Raw genomic sequence first — 15,792 nt, forward strand, 5'->3', positions numbered from 1 at the left:
AAACCCGCAGCTCACGCGGCGGTGTGAGATTCAGTCCACGTCGATCGGAAGCCCGGCGGTGATCCGCACCAACTCACGGAACGACGTACGGAACAGCGTGTTCGGATGCCCGCCCGCCGCCCACAGCTCCGGGTGCCTGGCCAACGCGTTGTCCACCCAGGTCGGCAGGTTGGTGGGATGCCCCACCGGTGCGACCCCGCCGATCGGCTGACCCGTCACCTCCCGCACCAACGCCGCGGGCGCGCGGGTGAGCGTGCCTTCCAGTCGAGCGCCGGTCTGGGTCAGGTCCACCTCGTGCGCCCCGGAGACGAGCAGCAGCACCGGATCCTCGTCCAGCAGGAATACCAGCGATTTGGTGATCGCGCCCACCTCGACGCCGAGGGCGCGCGCCGCGTCGGCCGCGGTTCGGGTGGGTGTCGGTTGGCGGAGGATGACGCCGTGATGGCCGCGCGCGATCAGCGTGTCGGCGACCCGGCAGGCGACCGGAGGTAGCTGGGCCCTGCTCATGAATTCAGGGTAAGTGCGGCTGCGCATTTGCTCCTGTCGACGAAAGCCGCCGCGCATTCCCCCGGACGGCCCGCGGAAGGGGCGTATACGCTGTACAAATGACTGACTGGCAGGCTTTCACCGTCGAGACAAAGGACCACGTCGCGCAGGTGACGTTGACCGGCCCCGGCAAGGGCAACGCGATGGGCCCGGACTTCTGGCGGGAACTCCCCGAGATCTTCCGCGGCCTCGACGCCGATCCCGAGGTGCGCGCCATCGTGCTCACCGGCTCGGGCAAGCACTTCTCCTACGGACTCGACCTCCCGGCCATGGCGGGCACCTTCGGTCCGCTGCTGGCCGACAAGGCGCTCGCCGCGCCGCGCACCGACTTCCTCAAGGAGATCCGGCGGATGCAGGACTCGGTCACCGCGGTGGCCGAGTGCACCAAGCCGGTGATCGCGGCCATCTCCGGCTGGTGCATCGGCGGCGGCCTCGACCTGATCGCGGCCGTCGACGTCCGGCTGGCGAGTGCCGACGCCAAGTTCAGCCTGCGCGAGGCCAAGGTCGCGATCGTCGCCGACATCGGGTCGCTGCACCGGCTGCCCGGCATCATCGGTGAGGGCCACCTGCGCGAGCTCGCTTACACCGGCAAGGACATCGACGCCGCGCGCGCCGAGAAGATCGGCCTGATCAACGACGTGTACCCGGACCAAGAGGCGGTGCTGGACGCGGCGCACGCGATGGCGCGCGAGATCGCCGCGAACCCGCCGCTCGTGGTGCAGGGCGTGAAGGACGTGCTGGACCAGAAGCGCGCGTCGGAGGTGGCCGAAGGCCTGCGCTACGTCTCGGCGTGGAACGCGGCCTTCCTGCCGTCGGAGGACCTGACCGAGGCCATCCAGGCCGTGTTCGAGAAGCGGGAGCCGCAGTTCAAGGGTCGATAAGCGGTTGCCTCCCGCGTCCACGCACCGACATACTTGCGACGGACAACTAATTGATTGGCGCAAGTAAAGGTGGCGGTGCGTGGACGCGGACGACCTCTCGATCGACACCATCGCGGTGCAACTGACCCGGCTCCAGCGCATCCGCGACCGGACCGCCTTGCAGATCCGCACCGAGGACCGCGTCGACCCGGCCGTGTTCGCCGTGCTGTTCCGGTTGCTGTGCGACGGTCCGATGCGCTCTGGCGCGCTGGCCGAGGCGGTGTACTCCGACGCGTCGACGGTCAGCCGTCAGGTCGCCCAACTGGTCGAGCGTGAACTGGTCCGGCGGACGGCCGACCCCGCCGACGGGCGTGCGACGGTGCTCGAGGTGACCGAGCGCGGACGGGAGGTGGCCGAGCGGATCCGCAGGCGCCGCCACGACAACCTGACCCGGGTGATGGCCGACTGGACGCCGGACAACCGCGCGCTCTTTGCGGACCTGCTGCGCCAGTTCGTCGACGATTTCGAACGCGCGCGACCCATGATGGTCGCCGGGCCGCGGCTCACGAATCCGGATGAAGCGGAGCGGAATTCGTGACCACTCCGACTGCCGTGACACCGCAGGCGGGATTCACCCACCGGCAGATCCTGACCATCCTCAGCGGGCTCATGCTCGGCATGCTGCTCTCCTCGCTGGACCAGACCATCGTCTCGACGGCGATCCGCACCATCGCCGACGATCTCGACGGCTACGCGCTCCAGGCCTGGGCCACCACCGCCTACCTGATCACCGCCACCCTCACCACACCGCTGTACGGCAAGTTGTCGGACATGTTCGGCCGCAAGCCCTTCTTCATGGCGGCCATCAGCATCTTCGTTGTCGGCTCGCTGCTGTGCACGCTCGCGCAGTCGATGTACCAGCTGGCCGCCTTCCGCGCCGTGCAGGGCATGGGCGCGGGCGGGCTGATGTCGCTGGCGCTCGCCATCCTCGGCGACATCGTCGGTCCGCGCGAAAGGGCCCGCTACCAGGGCTATTTCCTCGCGGTGTTCGGCACGTCCAGCGTGATCGGCCCGGTGCTCGGCGGCGTTCTCGCCGGGCAGGACACCCTCCTCGGCGTCAGCGGCTGGCGCTGGGTGTTCCTGGTCAACGTGCCGGTGGGACTCGTTGCGCTGGCGGTGGTTTCGCGAGTGCTGCGCTTGCCGAAGAAGCCGCACTCCACCGATCGGGTCGACTGGTGGGGCGTGCTCGTGCTTGCCGTCGGACTGGTGCCGCTGCTCATCGTCGCCGAGCAAGGGCGCGAATGGGGTTGGGGCAGCGTCGCTTCGGTGACTTGCTATGTGATCGGCGCGCTCGGCGTCGTCGGGTTCGTCGTGGTCGAGAAAGGGCTGAAGGACGCGGCGCTGATCCCGTTGCGAATCTTCGGCAACCGCACCTTCGCGCTGGGTGTCGTCATCTCGTTCGTGGTCGGCGCGGCCATGTTCGGCGGCATCTCGCTGCTGCCGCAGTACCTCCAGGTGGTGCGCGGCGCGAGCCCGACACTGGCCGGTCTGCAAATGTTGCCGATGGTGCTGGGATTGATGCTCGGTTCGATCCTGTCCGGTCAGTTGATCTCGCGGACCGGCCGCTACCGGATCTTCCCGATCATCGGCGCGACCACGCTGACGCTCGGTCTGTTCCTGCTGCACTTCCTCGACGCCGACAGCCCGCTGTGGTTGGCCATGCTCTTCATGACCTGCACCGGCTTCGGCCTCGGCAACCTCATGCAGCCGCTCACCCTCGCCTTGCAGAACGCGTTGCCGCCCAAGGACATGGGCGTCTCCACCGCGTCCGCCACCTTCTTCCGGCAGATCGGCGGCACGCTGGGCGTCGCGGTGTTCCTGTCCATCCTGTTCGCGCGGATGACGCCGAACATCACCGACGAACTGCACTCCGCCGCAAGCGACCCGGAGTTCGCGCGGGCCGTCCTCGCCGGTGCGCAGAGCGGCAACCCCGCCGACGCCGCACTGGCCAAAGGCCTGCTCGCCCAGGACACTTCGGCCGCGGGCGAGGTGCTGAAGGACAGCTCGATCATCCAGCAGCTCAGCCCGGAACTGGCCAGACCCTTCCAGGTCGGTTTCGCCGACTCCATGTCGACGGTGTTCCTCGCCCTCACCTGCCTCTCGCTGCTCGCGCTGATCCTCGTGCTGTTCTGGAAGGAAGTGCCGCTGCGCATGGTCGGCGGCATCCAGGCGGCAAACGACAACGTGGTGGACACCGAGACGCGGCTCCTCGAACAGACCGGCCTGCCGCTGCCCGGCGGTGCGACCGTGGAGCCGCCCCTGGACCAGAGCGCGAACCGCGAGAGCGCGCGGCGCGGTGTGGACGGTCCGGATTCGTGACCGACCGCCGGCTGCACGACGCACGCTCGCCAGCGGGAAATGTTGCGGCCATGGCGGTTTCGCTGCCGGGGAAGCCGCCGCGGCCGCGTGGCGTCGGAAATGGTCGAAGCGGTTGTGGAGGTGTGGGCGAGTCCTGCGGATTGCGAGGGTGCGGGGTGAATCCCCGTGCAGGGTGGGGAAGGTGGAATCTCCTGAGGGGGTGGGGGTTCGAGCCCTAGGGGTGGCTGTTCGGCGGGGTTTCGCTCCCTACCTTGAGAGAGGTCAACATCAACCTCGCTTTCCAGGAGCAGTGAAATGCGAATCAAGTCCTTCCTCGCCGCTGGCCTTCTTGCCACCGCAGCCGTCGCCGGGGTGTCGACGGCTGCCACGGCGAACGCCGCGCCGACCTACCAGGCGACCGGCTACGGCGCCACCTACATCGGCACCTACGCCACCTTCGAGGCCTGCCGCGCCGACGGCGTCTCGCCGAGCACCGGCGGCTACTACTGGGAGTGCGTCGAGGCCTGGGACGGCTGGGACCTCTACATCTACTACTGACCCGCGAAACCACCCGTAATCGGTGCTCGGAGCACCGTGATCGGTTCCCCAGGGACGTCCGGCGAGCGCCGGGCGTCCCTTTCGCGTAACGGAGAACCCTTCGGGGACAACGAAAAAGGCGGGAGGTCCGTACGGACCTCCCGCCTTCGTCGTGCGGCTCAGTGGCCGCCCTTCTCCTGCAGACGCTTGAAGGAGGCTTCCACCTCGGCCTCGGCCTCGGCGCGACCGACCCACTCCGAGCCCTTCACGTACTTGCCCGGCTCCAGGTCCTTGTAGCGCTCGAAGAAGTGCTTGATCGCGGCGAGCTCGAACTCCGGCACGTCGGCCAGGTCCTGGATGTGGTCCCAGCGCGGGTCGCCCGCGGGCACGCACAGCACCTTGGCGTCGCCGCCCGCCTCGTCCTCCATCTTGTACATCGCGACCGGGCGCGCCTCGACGATCACGCCGGGGAACACCGAGTCGGGCAGCAGGACCAGCGCGTCCAGCGGGTCACCGTCCTCGCCGAGCGAGTTCTCGATGAAGCCGTAGTCGGCCGGGTAGGCCATGGAGGTGTAGAGGAACCGGTCGAGCCGAACACGGCCGGTCTCGTGATCGACCTCGTACTTGTTGCGGGAACCCTTGGGGATCTCGATGGTGACGTCGAACTCCACGCCATCTCCTTCTGTGCTGCATCCGGTGGCTCGAGCGGGCACGACCGCCGACTCGCCAGGTTGTTCGGGGGAACGGTAGCGAAACGAGGATAGTGTGATCGGTGGGGCCGAGGTTTTGAAGGGCATGGGTGCGCCGGGTGGCGCGGCAGCCGAGTCAGGGAGACGACGGGTACGTGGTTGGCGGGAACAAGAGAAATATCGGTGACTTGGCCGCACGGCGCCGCCGCAGAATGTGGATCGGATTCGGGGCGACCTTCGGTGTGCTGCTGATCGCGGTTGCCGGCGCGTTGGTCGTCGTCCAGCCGTGGACCCCGGAGTTCCGGCACGGCGGGCTGACCATCGCCGCGCCGCCTCCGCCGGTGAAGCCCTTTCCGCAAGTGGCTCCCGCGCCGTCGAACGCGCCCGCGCCGAGCCCGGCCGGTGTGGCGGCGGCGCTCGGTGGCGCGCTGGCCAATCCGGATCTCGGCACGTTCGCCGGTGTCGTCACCGACGCCGACAGCGGGACCACGCTGTGGAGCCAAGATCCGGGCACCCCGATGATTCCGTCGTCCACCGCCAAGATCCTCACCACCGCGGCCGCGCTGCTCGCCCTGCCGCAGGACCAGCGGGTCACCACCAAAGTGGTCGCCGGGACGGCGCCGAACGAACTGGTGCTGGTCGGCGGCGGCGATCCGACGCTGACCGCGCAGGCCGACGGCAAGGGCTACTACCCGAAGGGCCCGCGCCTCGCCGACCTGGTCGCGCAGATCAAGCTCGCCGGAAGCACGGCGGACACCATCGTTGTCGACACCACCGCCTTCGCCGGGCCGACCATGGCGAAGGGCTGGGAGGACTCCGACATCCCCGGCGGCTCGATCGCCCCGATCGAAGCGGTGATGATCGACGGCGGCCGCATCGAACCGCTCGTCGAATACTCCCCGCGCACCTCGACCCCCGCGCTGGACGCCGGACGCAGGCTCGCCACCGAACTCGGTCTCGACCCGTCTCGGGTGCGCGCGGGCAAGGCGGCGCCGGGCGCGGCCGAGGTGGCGAGCGTGCAGTCCGCGCCGCTGCGCGACCGGCTGCGCGACATGATGGTCTACTCCGACAACGTGCTCGCCGAGACCATCGGCCGGGAGATCGCGGTGGCGACCGGACACGAACCGTCGTTCGGCGGCGCGGTCGCCGCCATGGCCGCCACACTGGAGAAGGCCGGTTTCGATCTGAACGGGGTGGTGATGCACGACACCAGCGGACTCTCCACCGACGACCGCATCCCCGCGCGCCTGCTGGACAAGATCGTCGCCACCGCCGCCCAGTCGGCCGGTGACGCGCTCACCCGGCCGACCGGCACGAAGGCAAGGCCCGCAGGCGAGAAGCTCGCGGCCACCCTCGCGCCGATGCTGGACGATCTGCCGGTCGCGGGCGCGACGGGCTCGCTGGCCAGCCGATATGTCACCCAGAACCGCGGCGGCGCAGGATGGGTGCGCGCCAAGACCGGAACTCTCTCGGTGGCCAGCACGTTGGTCGGGTATGTGCTCGACCGGGATGGCCGGGTGCTGACCTTCGCGTTGATGTCGAACGACCGGCCGCCGGAGGTGAGCAGGCCCGCGTTGGACGCCATCGCAGGCACGCTGCGCAACTGTGGATGCTCGTGACGGGTGGTTGACCATGATCGAAGGCGCTGACAAGACACGCGAATCCGCCATCGCCGATTCGGCATCGGACGGCAAGGCGCGACGTCGCTCCGGCCTGTCCGGCGCCGTCGACTGGCGGTTGGCCGCGCGCACCGGATCGGCCCTTGTGCCGCCGGGTCCGCGCACCTCGCGCTACTCGGCCGAGCAGGTCGTCGCCGAGCTGGCCGAGGCGTCGGTGCGGGCCGAGGGACCGGTTCGCGAGGTGAGCGGACTGCTCGATGACCAGCCCGTGCCCGCGGCGCGCATCGTCGACCGGCCCGGCTGGATCGGCGCGGCCGCCGACTCCATGGCCCAGCTCACCGGCACCGGCGGCGATACACGGGGTCGCGGCGGCTTCGCGGGCAAGCCCGCAGGCGTGCAGGCGGGCGCCATGCTCGCGTTCCTCTCCACCGCCATTCTCGGCCAGTACGACCCGTTCACCGGGCCGGACGGCACGCTGCTGCTGGTCGCGCCGAACATCATGGCCGTCGAGCGCGCGCTCGGGGTCCCGGCAGCCGACTTCCGGTTCTGGGTGTGCCTGCACGAGGTGACCCACCGAGTGCAGTTCTCCTCCGCGCCCTGGCTGGCCGAGTACATGCGCAACAACGTCGACATCCTCTCCGAGGTCGGTGACGAGCCGCTGACCGACATGCTGACCCGTTTGGTCGAGGAACTACGCGACCGCCGCCGCGGTACCGCCAACGACGATCCGGCCACCCGCGGCGTCGTCGGTCTGCTGCGCGCCACCCAGGCGCCGCCGCAGCGCGAGGCCCTCGACCGGCTGCTCATGCTCGGCACCCTGCTCGAAGGCCACGCCGACCACGTGATGGACGCCGTGGGTCCCACGGTCATCCCGTCGGTCGAGCAGATCCGCGCCGCGTTCGACAAGCGCCGCAAGCGCCCGACCAACCCGATCCAGCGCATCCTGCGTGCCCTGCTCGGCGTGGACGCGAAGGTCGCGCAGTACGTCCGCGGCAAGGCGTTCGTCGACCACGTCGTGGGTCGCGTCGGCATGGAGCGGTTCAACGTCGTGTGGTCGAATCCCGAGACCCTGCCCCGGCCGGACGAGATCGAGAACCCGGACCGCTGGATCGCCCGCGTCCTGGGCTGAGCGAACTTCCGAGCCCACATCGGTACGGCCGATCCAGTGCCGTGCGGAGGTACCGATGCCCGTCCGCAAAGTTTGGACAAGCAAAGCCGACTGAAGGTCACCCTTGATCGGCCCACCGGTGCACGCAGGTCGGGTGAATGAAGGTCACGTCCAGTCGGTCTGGCGGGATGAAGGCGGCCTTCGGTCGGTTACCGCGCCGACCATCCTGGACGTGGCACCAGCTCTCGGTTGGCAGACAGATCCATTCGGCGCTCCCGTGCCGTCCAGATGGAGGCAGACGTTGCCGCTGCGGACCTCGCGGGCAGCGGGCACTGCCTGTTCGGCGCGGCTGAGCACGGTCGTCGTCGGCTCGCCGAGCGGCGCGCCGCGTCCGCGATTCCCGCGCGCCGATCACCGTATCGGGGGCGGCGGGACATCGGTAGTGTCCTCCCCATGGGCCGTGCGGTACGAGCGACGCCCGGGCAGCGTGAGGCAACCGGGCCTACCGCGGGCAGCGCTGGTTCGGGCGGCGTGGGCCGCGCTGGTTCGGGTGCGGGCGGCGCTGGTTCGGGTGCGGGCGGCGCTGGTTCGGGTGGACCGCGCAGGTTGCCGGAGACCGCGGCGGTGCTCGAGGTCCGGCGCGCGGTGCGTGCGTGGGCGGGGGAGCACTTGGCGCAGGGTGCATCGGTAGCGGTCGGGCTGTCCGGCGGAGCGGACTCACTGGCTTTGACGGCCGCGGCGGTCGTCGAGCTCGGGCACGTCGACGCGCTGATCGTCGACCATCGCCTGCAAGAAGGCTCGGGGCAGGTGGCGGCGGACGCGGCCGCCGCGGCCCTCGCGCTCGGCTGCCGATCGGCCCACGTGCTCGCGGTGGACGTCGGCAGCGAAGGCGGCTTGGAGGCGGCGGCGCGCACGGCCAGGTACGCGGCGCTGGACGCCGCCCGCCACGGCGCGCCCGTCCTGCTCGGCCACACCCTCGACGATCAGGCCGAGACCGTGCTGCTCGGACTCGCCCGCGGTTCCGGCGGACGCTCGATCCAAGGCATGGCGGCCTACGCCGAACCGTGGGGCAGGCCCCTGCTCGGCGTCCGGCGGGTCACGACCCGCCAGATGTGCGCCGACCTCGGTCGCACCCCGCACGAGGACCCGCACAACCTGTCACCCGAATTCACCAGGGTCCGGCTGCGCACCGAGGCGTTGCCGCTGCTCGAGGACGTACTCGGCGGCGGCGTCGCGGCCGCGCTCGCCCGCACCGCGGAGCAACTGCGCGAGGACGGCGCGCTGCTCGACGTGCTTGCCGACGAGTTGCTGGAGGCCGCGAAGGTGCCCGGCCGTGCCGCCGAGGGTCCCGGCGGCGTCGATGATGAGGTGGCGCTGTCGATCGAGATGCTCGCCACTGCGCCCGCCGCGCTGCGCCGCAGGGCGATCCGCTCCTGGCTGCTGCACGGCGGGGCGAAAGCCCTGACCGACAAGCATTTACGGGCGGTGGACGCCCTGGTCACGGCGTGGCGCGGGCAGGGAGGGGTGGCGGTCGGCGGCGGTACACCGGACACGAGGTTGGTTGCCGCGCGCGAACATGGCAGGCTGACACTGCGCGAACACGACCGATGTCTGCGCAGTGACTGATGCCGAGCGGGATCGATCGAAACCAGCGGCGCACAGGAAGGGAAACCAACTGACGTGTACGGGGACGACATCGCGTCGGTGCTGATCACCGAGGAACAGATCGCCGCCAAGACCCAGGAGCTTGCCGAGCTGATCGCCAAGCGCTACCCGGCCGACGCACCCGAGGGTGACCTGCTGCTGGTCGGCGTGCTCAAGGGCGCGATCTTCTTCATGACCGATCTGGCCAAGGCGCTGCCCATCCCGACCCAGATGGAGTTCATGGCCGTCTCCTCCTACGGCTCGTCGACCTCGTCCTCGGGCGTGGTGCGGATCATGAAGGACCTGGACAAGGACATCGCGGGCCGCAACGTGCTGATCGTCGAGGACATCATCGACTCCGGCCTGACGCTCTCGTGGCTCAAGCGCAACCTGTCCACCCGCAACCCGGCCTCGCTCGAGGTGGTCACCCTGCTGCGCAAGCCGGACGCGCTGCGCACCCACGTCGATGTGGCCCACGTGGGCTTCGACATCCCGAACGAGTTCGTCGTCGGCTACGGCCTCGACTACGCCGAGCGCTACCGCGACCTGCCCTACATCGGCACGCTCGACCCGAAGGTATACGGCGGGTAGCGGACCGAAGGTCACCTTCATCGTGCCGGACCGGCCGATGGGCGCCTTCAGTCGGGTAGTAGCGCGAAAATGGTTGCGGGGGAGCCGGACCCGCCTCGGTAGAGGGGGCTGCCGACCAGGATCCAGGCGCCGGTCGCGGGGAGTTCGGCCAGGTTCGCCAGGCATTCCAGGCTGATCCGGTGCTCGCGGTAGAGCAGCTTGGAGACCGTGTACGCGTCGTCGGCGCCCACATCGGGGCCGAAGGTGTCGGTGCCGAGCGCGCCGCGCCTGCCCAGCCGTCCCGTGCGCAGCAGCCACTCCACCGTCTCGACCGCGAATCCGGGCTGGCGACCGGCCGATTCGTCGACCCCGATGAAATCCGGGCCGCCCCACTTGGCGTCCCACCCGGTCCACGCGACCACGGCCGCGCCGTCCGGGATGCGGCCGTGCCGCGATTCCCAGCGCCGCAGATCGTCCACGGTGACGGCGTAATCGCGGTCCGCCGCGCACCGCTCGCGCACGTCGATCTTCACCGCGGGCAGCAGCAGATCGGCCAGGTCCAGTTCGTCGGCCGCCAGCCCGTCGGCGTGGAAGTGGATCGGTGCGCCCCAATGCGTTCCGGTGTGCTCGCCCTGCTGGATGTACCGCAGGTAGTAGCCGTCGTTGGCGACGGTGGCGACGATGTCGGTGCGGAACTCCGGGTCGCCTGGGAAGATCGGCGTCGTCGCCGGATCGTGCACATGCGACAGGCTGACCAACCTGCCGAACGGTGGTTTCATCGCGCTCCTGGGTTGGTGCTCACAAACCCGGCACCGTGACCCGCCGAAGCGCGTACAGATCCTGTTCCATGGCACGGAACAGCAGGTAGACAACGACGAAGGCGACGATGCTCGCGATGCACATTATCCGCAGTGCGACGATGATTTTGGCCAGATCCGGGGGATGCAACAGGGTCGATCCCGCCACCGCGATGAGCGGAATGGACGCGGCGAGCACCAGATACACGCCGCTGCGGCGGCGCAGCGCGCGCAGATCGTCCGCCTCGGAGCGCTCGATTCCGCCCTGCCCCAAGAACATCGGGTACACGCATCGGATGATGTAGAAGTTGGTCAGCAGGAACGGATACGTCATCGCGATGACGCCCGAGATGGTGTGCAGGATCATGAAATGCGTGTAGTCGCTGGCGGATACCACGTCGGGGGTGCCGCGCAACGCGAGCGGATAGACCAGGCCGGAGATCAGCCACATGGTGAAGATGATCAGCGCGGCCGAGTCGCCGAGTCGCACCGCCGAGGCACGCGCCTTGTGCAGCACGGCTTCGTCGTAGCGGACGCCCGCTGCCAAACCGTGCGGCACCGTGATCAGGTATCTGGCCAGGTAGACCAGCAGCACCGTACCGATCGCGAAGCCGAAGCCATTGACGATCACCGAGTAGATCTCGAACTGCCGCTGGGCCTGCGCGGACTGCCTGTGGTGCATCAGCATGTTGTTGTGGTCGATGTTGTAGATCGAGGCCAGGATGTTGGGCACGCCGATGGCAAGGGCGATCAGCACCACCCGCCACGGGCGCAGCCGCACCCGCCAGCTGTGCTCGGGCGGGTCGACCAGGTCGCGGGCGCGCGCGTCGAGGCACAGGTCCAACTGCTCGGCGAGCACCGCGCCGTTGCGCCAGCGCCGCCGCGGGTCGGGCTCGAGGCAGGTCAGCAGGACCCGGCGCAGCGCGGGCGGACAGTCGGCGGGCAGCGTCGCGAGTGCCGCGGCGGGTACGCCGGCTCGGCGAGCCCGCAGCGCCGCCTCGACGGTGGGCGGGTCGTCAGCGAAAGGTCTTGTGCCGGTGAGCAATTCCCACAGCAGCACGCCGAGCGCGTACAGATCGCTGCGGCCGTCCGGCGCCGGGGCATCGGGGTCGAGTGCGGCGGCGAGCTGTTCGGGGGAGCGGTAGGCGAGCCAATCGCGAAGCGCCGCAGGTGAATCGGGCGGCGCGGCGGCGCCGTCGCTGGGCGCGAAGTCGGCCAGCTTGGGTGTGCCCTCGCTGGTGAACAACACGTTGGCGGGGGCGATGGCGTGGTGGGCGATGCCGTGGCGATCCGCGTAACCGAGTGCGTCGGCGAGGCGTCGACCGATCCACGCCACCGTCTCCGGCCAGCTCAGCTCGGCGAGTTCGGCGCGCACCGGGGAGTCCGCTGGCCGGATCTCGCCCTTCGCCTCGATCGCGGCGTCCAGCGCGCCGAGCAAGAGCGCGCCGCCCATACCCTCGTCCACGACGCGGCGCCGAGCCAGCACCTCCGCCGCGGTGCCGCCCGGCAGGTACTGCATGTAGACAAGCCTGCCGATCTCGCCGTCGAAGGCGAGCATCCGCTGATCGAAGACGCGGACGATGTTCGGGTGATCGAGCTGCACCATCGGTTGCGGGTCCACGCCGCCCGCCGCCGCGATCCGGACCGCGACCACCCGCTGCATGGACAGCTGCTTGGCCAGGAAGACCCGCCCGGCACGGCCGTTGCCGAGTTCGGTCCGCAGGTCGAAATCGTCGATCCGCTGACCGGGGACGAGGTCGGCGGGATCGCGGTCGACCCGCACCACCCCGGCGTGGCCCTGCTCACCGGTGAGCCGGGCGCGCACCGCGTCGGCCACTTCGGGATACTCCGCGAGGAAGTCCTCCAGCGGCAGCGGGCCGCGTCCGCGCCGGGCGGCGAACTCCTCGCAGACCAGGTCGGCCAGCTCCGGGCTGGCGTCGACCTCCGGAAACTCCGCCCGATACTCCGCGATCCGCTTGACCGGTCCGCGTCCGCTCCATCGGTGCCGCAGGTCGATGCGGACCAGGTCGGCGAGCACGGCGGTGCGGACCTCGGTGCCGTCGGGCACGTAGTCGGCGAGGTGCGGCGGGCTTTCCCGTGCGGCGTGCAGGCAGTGTCGCCAAGCGGCGGTGAAGCGGGCGACCGGGTCGACGTGCGTGACGGTCATGGACGCTCCGCGGCCGCGCGCGGCCGGTCGTCGTATCGGGCCGAGCCGCTCTGCGCTGCGGGTGCGCCGGGCTCCCCGCTCGGCGCGACCACCCGCTCCAGCGCGCGCAGGTCGGCCTCGAGCGCGCGGAACAGCAGGTACGACCCGATGAACGCGATGATGGCGCCCGCGCAGAGCACGCGCACCGCGACGATCACCATGGGGATGTCCTCTGGCGGCAGGAAGGTCACCCCGGCCACCGCGAGCAGCGGCACCGAGGCCGCGATCGCGAGGTACAGGTTGCAGCGGCGGTCGAGCGCGCGCAATCTGCCCGCGTCCTCCGGACTGATGTTCCCGTGCCGCAGGAAGATCGGGTAGATGCAGCGGATCAGGTAGAAGGTCGCGAGGAAGAACGGATACGACGCCGCGATGGCGCCGCAGACCACCAGCGAGGCCATGAAGTGCACGACGTCGCGCCCCGTGACGTCGCCCGTGGAGAGTTCCATCGCGACGGGGAAGGTGAGCGCCGCGAGCACCCACAGCAGGAACGGGATGGCGACCGCCCGTTCGCCGAGCAGCAGCGTGTCGGTTCTGGCGCGGCGCAGCGTGTCCGGGTCGTAGCGTTTGCCGTGGCGCAGCCCCTTGGTCACCCGGAGCATGTAGCGCATCGAGTAGATGATGGTGATGAACCCGATCGGGAAGAACACCGCGTTCACCAATCCGGTGATGATCAGGAAGGTGCGCTGCGCGTCCTCCGGCATTCGTTCGACGATGAGGTTCTGGTTGTGCTGGATGTTGTAGAGCGAGGCGAGCATGTTCGGCACGGCGATGGCGACGACCATCACCGGCAGGATGTAGGGCTGTAGCCGCTCCCGCCAGCTGCCCGGTTTCGGGTCGACGAGGCCGCGCGCTCGTTCATCGAGGCAGAGGTCGAGCTGTTTGGCCAGCGTCGCGCCGTTGGACCAGCGCTCGCTTCGCTCCGGTTGCAGGCAGGTCAGCAGCACGCGGCGCAGCGCGGCGGGACAGTCCTTCGGTATCCGGGCCAGCGCCGCGGCGTCGACGCCGACGCAGCGCCGCTCCAGCATGGCTTCCAGCGTGGTGTCGTCGCCGCGCTGGCCCGCGCCCGCGGTGCTGTCGTCGTAGGGCTTCGCGCCGGTGAGCAGCTCCCACAGCACGACGCCGAGCGAGAAGATGTCCGAGCGGGTGTCCAGATCGGCGGCGGAACGGGCGCGGCCGGGGTGGCAGGCCTCCAGCTGTTCTGGCGACATGTAGGCCAGCGAGCCGCCGAAGTAGGCGACCGGGCTCGTCCCCTCCACATTGCGGCTGAAGCTGATGTTGAAATCGGCCAGCTTCGGCACGGCCTCGGCGGTGAGCAGCACGTTGGCCGGTTTCACGTCGCGGTGCAGCACGCCGTGCGCGGAGGCGTAGTCCAGCGCCTCGGCCAGCCTGCGGCCCAGCCACGCGACGGTCTCCGGCCAGCTCAGCGCGGCGATCTCGGCGCGCACGCTGGAATCGGTCGGCCGGATCTCGCCTTTTTCCTCCATCGCCGCGTCCACCGCGTCGAGCAGCAGCTGGCCGCTGCGTTCCTCCGGCGGGGTGGCGCGCACCCAGCGCAGCACGCCGAGCAGCGTGCCGCCGGGCAGGAACTGCATGTAGAGCAGGCGCAACCGCCGCGCGGTTCCGTCCGCCTCGCCCGCGTCGAGCAGGCGCTGATCGAAGACTCGCACGATGTAGTCGTGATCCAGCTGGGCCAGGGTTTGCGGCTCGGTGCCGTGGTCGGCGGAGATCTTCACCGCGACCAGCCGCTGCATGGATCGCTGCCTGGCCAGGAAGACCCTGGCGAAGGCGCCGCTGCCCAGACCGGTCAGCAGGTCGAAGTCGTCGACGCGCTGACCGATCTCGATGCGGTCCAGCGGGTCGAGACGACCCGGTCCGGTACCCATCGTGGTGCCGATCGCGGTTTCGGTTCCGCCCAGATCGGCGGCCCTCGTAGCCTCCGCCGTGTGGTTCACCTCGGTACCACGAACGGGCGCGGTGGTTCGGTTCAGCGCGGAGGTCTGGTCGGTGCCGGTCGCGGGCATGGTTCCGTCGAACGCGGCGCGGGTGGAGTCATCGGTCGCGGACTCGCGCGTCTCGTCGATCGCGGCCGTGTTCGTCCCGTCGATCGAGGGCCGGGTGGAGTCGTCGGGGGCCTCGGGCGGGGTTCGTCGGGTGCTCTGATCGACGTCGTCGGCATTCAGCAGACCGCGTAACTCGGCCGCTTGGCTCGGATATTCGCGCAGGCATTCCCGCGGGTCGACGCGCTCGCCGCTCTGGCGCCGGACGACGAATTCCTCATACACCAAACTGGCCGGTATGTTCTCGCGTTCGAGCTCGGGGAATTCGGCGCAGTATTCGGCCAATCGTTTGCGCCGAAGGGTGGGCGGAGGCGTTTCCTGGCGGCGCGCTCCGAGCGCGGGCCTACGCAGCCATCGGTGCCGCATATCCACCCGGATCAGTTCGATCAGCGCCTCACGGCGCAGGGTGCGCGCGTCGGGCAGGAACGCGGTGATCTCCGGTAGTGGTCCGGGGCCCTCATCTGGGGCGATGTTGATCGCGGCGGCCCACGCCGTGGCGAAGGCCTCCACCGCGACGAGCTCGGATCTGAGCAACTGGCCGCCGGACTCGGAGTCGGAAGCCGCGTCCGGGCGGGTATTTCTATCGGAGTCGGCACTCATTCTCGGACCTACTAGCTGTGGCGGAGTTCGGGAAATCCGCACTGGTCGGTCGGTGGCTGCACCGGATAAAATCCGCCACACCCGACGTCATCGTCCCCCGAGCAGTATCGGGAATGATAACTTGCGCCACAACAGCGGATCACCCGATTTCGACAACGATGCGACGGGGGCGAATCAGCACATGCACAACAAGGCTACGGC

13 protein-coding genes are annotated in these 15,792 nt (G+C 69.7%); 8 read left to right on the plus strand and 5 right to left on the minus strand.

Annotated elements, in window-relative coordinates; translation table 11 throughout:
- Window positions 1-30: 30 nt before the first annotated feature.
- Window positions 31-507: a YbaK/EbsC family protein gene (locus CRP45_RS28005; RefSeq protein WP_097247886.1), complete on the minus strand. Its 477-nt coding sequence runs from the start codon at window positions 505-507 to the stop codon at window positions 31-33.
- 98 nt (window positions 508-605) lie between these two features.
- On the opposite strand from CRP45_RS28005, the gene CRP45_RS28010 reads away from it, so the two are divergent.
- The 4 genes from CRP45_RS28010 to CRP45_RS28025 all read left to right on the plus strand — a co-directional run bounded on the left by CRP45_RS28010 (window position 606) and on the right by CRP45_RS28025 (window position 4,322).
- Window positions 606-1,427, plus strand: coding sequence for a crotonase/enoyl-CoA hydratase family protein (locus tag CRP45_RS28010; protein WP_097247730.1), 822 nt, complete (start codon window positions 606-608; stop codon window positions 1,425-1,427).
- Between the two features lie 79 nt (window positions 1,428-1,506).
- Window positions 1,507-2,004, plus strand: a complete 498-nt coding sequence (locus CRP45_RS28015) for a MarR family winged helix-turn-helix transcriptional regulator (protein ID WP_097247731.1) — start codon at window positions 1,507-1,509, stop codon at window positions 2,002-2,004.
- Window positions 2,001-3,785, plus strand: coding sequence for an MDR family MFS transporter (locus CRP45_RS28020; RefSeq protein ID WP_143861562.1), 1,785 nt, complete (start codon window positions 2,001-2,003; stop codon window positions 3,783-3,785). The genes CRP45_RS28015 and CRP45_RS28020 overlap by 4 nt, the downstream gene beginning before the upstream one ends.
- Before the next feature lie 294 nt (window positions 3,786-4,079).
- Window positions 4,080-4,322 carry a hypothetical protein gene (locus CRP45_RS28025; RefSeq protein ID WP_067789945.1) on the plus strand — a complete coding sequence of 81 codons (243 nt, stop codon included), beginning with the start codon at window positions 4,080-4,082 and terminating at the stop codon, window positions 4,320-4,322.
- 158 nt (window positions 4,323-4,480) lie between these two features.
- Here the strand turns inward: CRP45_RS28025 and CRP45_RS28030 are convergent, their stop codons facing one another.
- Window positions 4,481-4,972 carry an inorganic diphosphatase gene (locus CRP45_RS28030; RefSeq protein WP_067789948.1) on the minus strand — a complete coding sequence of 164 codons (492 nt, stop codon included), beginning with the start codon at window positions 4,970-4,972 and terminating at the stop codon, window positions 4,481-4,483.
- Window positions 4,973-5,202: 230 nt separating this feature from the next.
- Between CRP45_RS28030 and CRP45_RS28035 the strand changes: the two genes are divergently transcribed.
- The 4 genes from CRP45_RS28035 to hpt all read left to right on the plus strand — a co-directional run bounded on the left by CRP45_RS28035 (window position 5,203) and on the right by hpt (window position 9,952).
- Window positions 5,203-6,609, plus strand: coding sequence for a D-alanyl-D-alanine carboxypeptidase/D-alanyl-D-alanine-endopeptidase (locus CRP45_RS28035; RefSeq protein WP_097247732.1), 1,407 nt, complete (start codon window positions 5,203-5,205; stop codon window positions 6,607-6,609).
- A gap of 13 nt (window positions 6,610-6,622) precedes the next feature.
- On the plus strand, window positions 6,623-7,738 hold the full coding sequence (locus CRP45_RS28040) for a zinc-dependent metalloprotease (protein ID WP_097247888.1): 1,116 nt from the start codon (window positions 6,623-6,625) through the stop codon (window positions 7,736-7,738).
- Window positions 7,739-8,170: 432 nt separating this feature from the next.
- A complete protein-coding gene (gene tilS, locus CRP45_RS28045) occupies window positions 8,171-9,343 on the plus strand; it encodes a tRNA lysidine(34) synthetase TilS (RefSeq protein ID WP_097247733.1) in 1,173 nt (390 codons plus the stop codon).
- 54 nt (window positions 9,344-9,397) lie between these two features.
- Complete coding sequence (gene hpt, locus CRP45_RS28050; RefSeq protein ID WP_040773205.1) at window positions 9,398-9,952, plus strand: hypoxanthine phosphoribosyltransferase; 555 nt, start codon at window positions 9,398-9,400, stop codon at window positions 9,950-9,952.
- A gap of 47 nt (window positions 9,953-9,999) precedes the next feature.
- Here the strand turns inward: hpt and CRP45_RS28055 are convergent, their stop codons facing one another.
- From CRP45_RS28055 to CRP45_RS28065, 3 genes are read right to left on the minus strand one after another with little or no spacing between them, the layout of a single operon-like run.
- A complete protein-coding gene (locus CRP45_RS28055) occupies window positions 10,000-10,710 on the minus strand; it encodes a cyclase family protein (protein ID WP_097247734.1) in 711 nt (236 codons plus the stop codon).
- A 19-nt stretch (window positions 10,711-10,729) separates the two neighbouring features.
- Window positions 10,730-12,895 carry a serine/threonine protein kinase gene (locus CRP45_RS28060; protein WP_097247735.1) on the minus strand — a complete coding sequence of 722 codons (2,166 nt, stop codon included), beginning with the start codon at window positions 12,893-12,895 and terminating at the stop codon, window positions 10,730-10,732.
- The gene (locus CRP45_RS28065) at window positions 12,892-15,591 is read right to left on the minus strand and encodes a serine/threonine-protein kinase (RefSeq protein ID WP_097247736.1); all 2,700 of its coding nucleotides are present in this window, start codon (window positions 15,589-15,591) and stop codon (window positions 12,892-12,894) included. Before CRP45_RS28065 ends, CRP45_RS28060 begins: the two co-directional genes overlap by 4 nt.
- Window positions 15,592-15,792: the final 201 nt, after the last annotated feature.

Origin of the sequence: Nocardia amikacinitolerans (genome assembly GCF_900215415.1) — a bacterium.
GTDB classification, from domain to species: domain Bacteria; phylum Actinomycetota; class Actinomycetes; order Mycobacteriales; family Mycobacteriaceae; genus Nocardia; species Nocardia amikacinitolerans.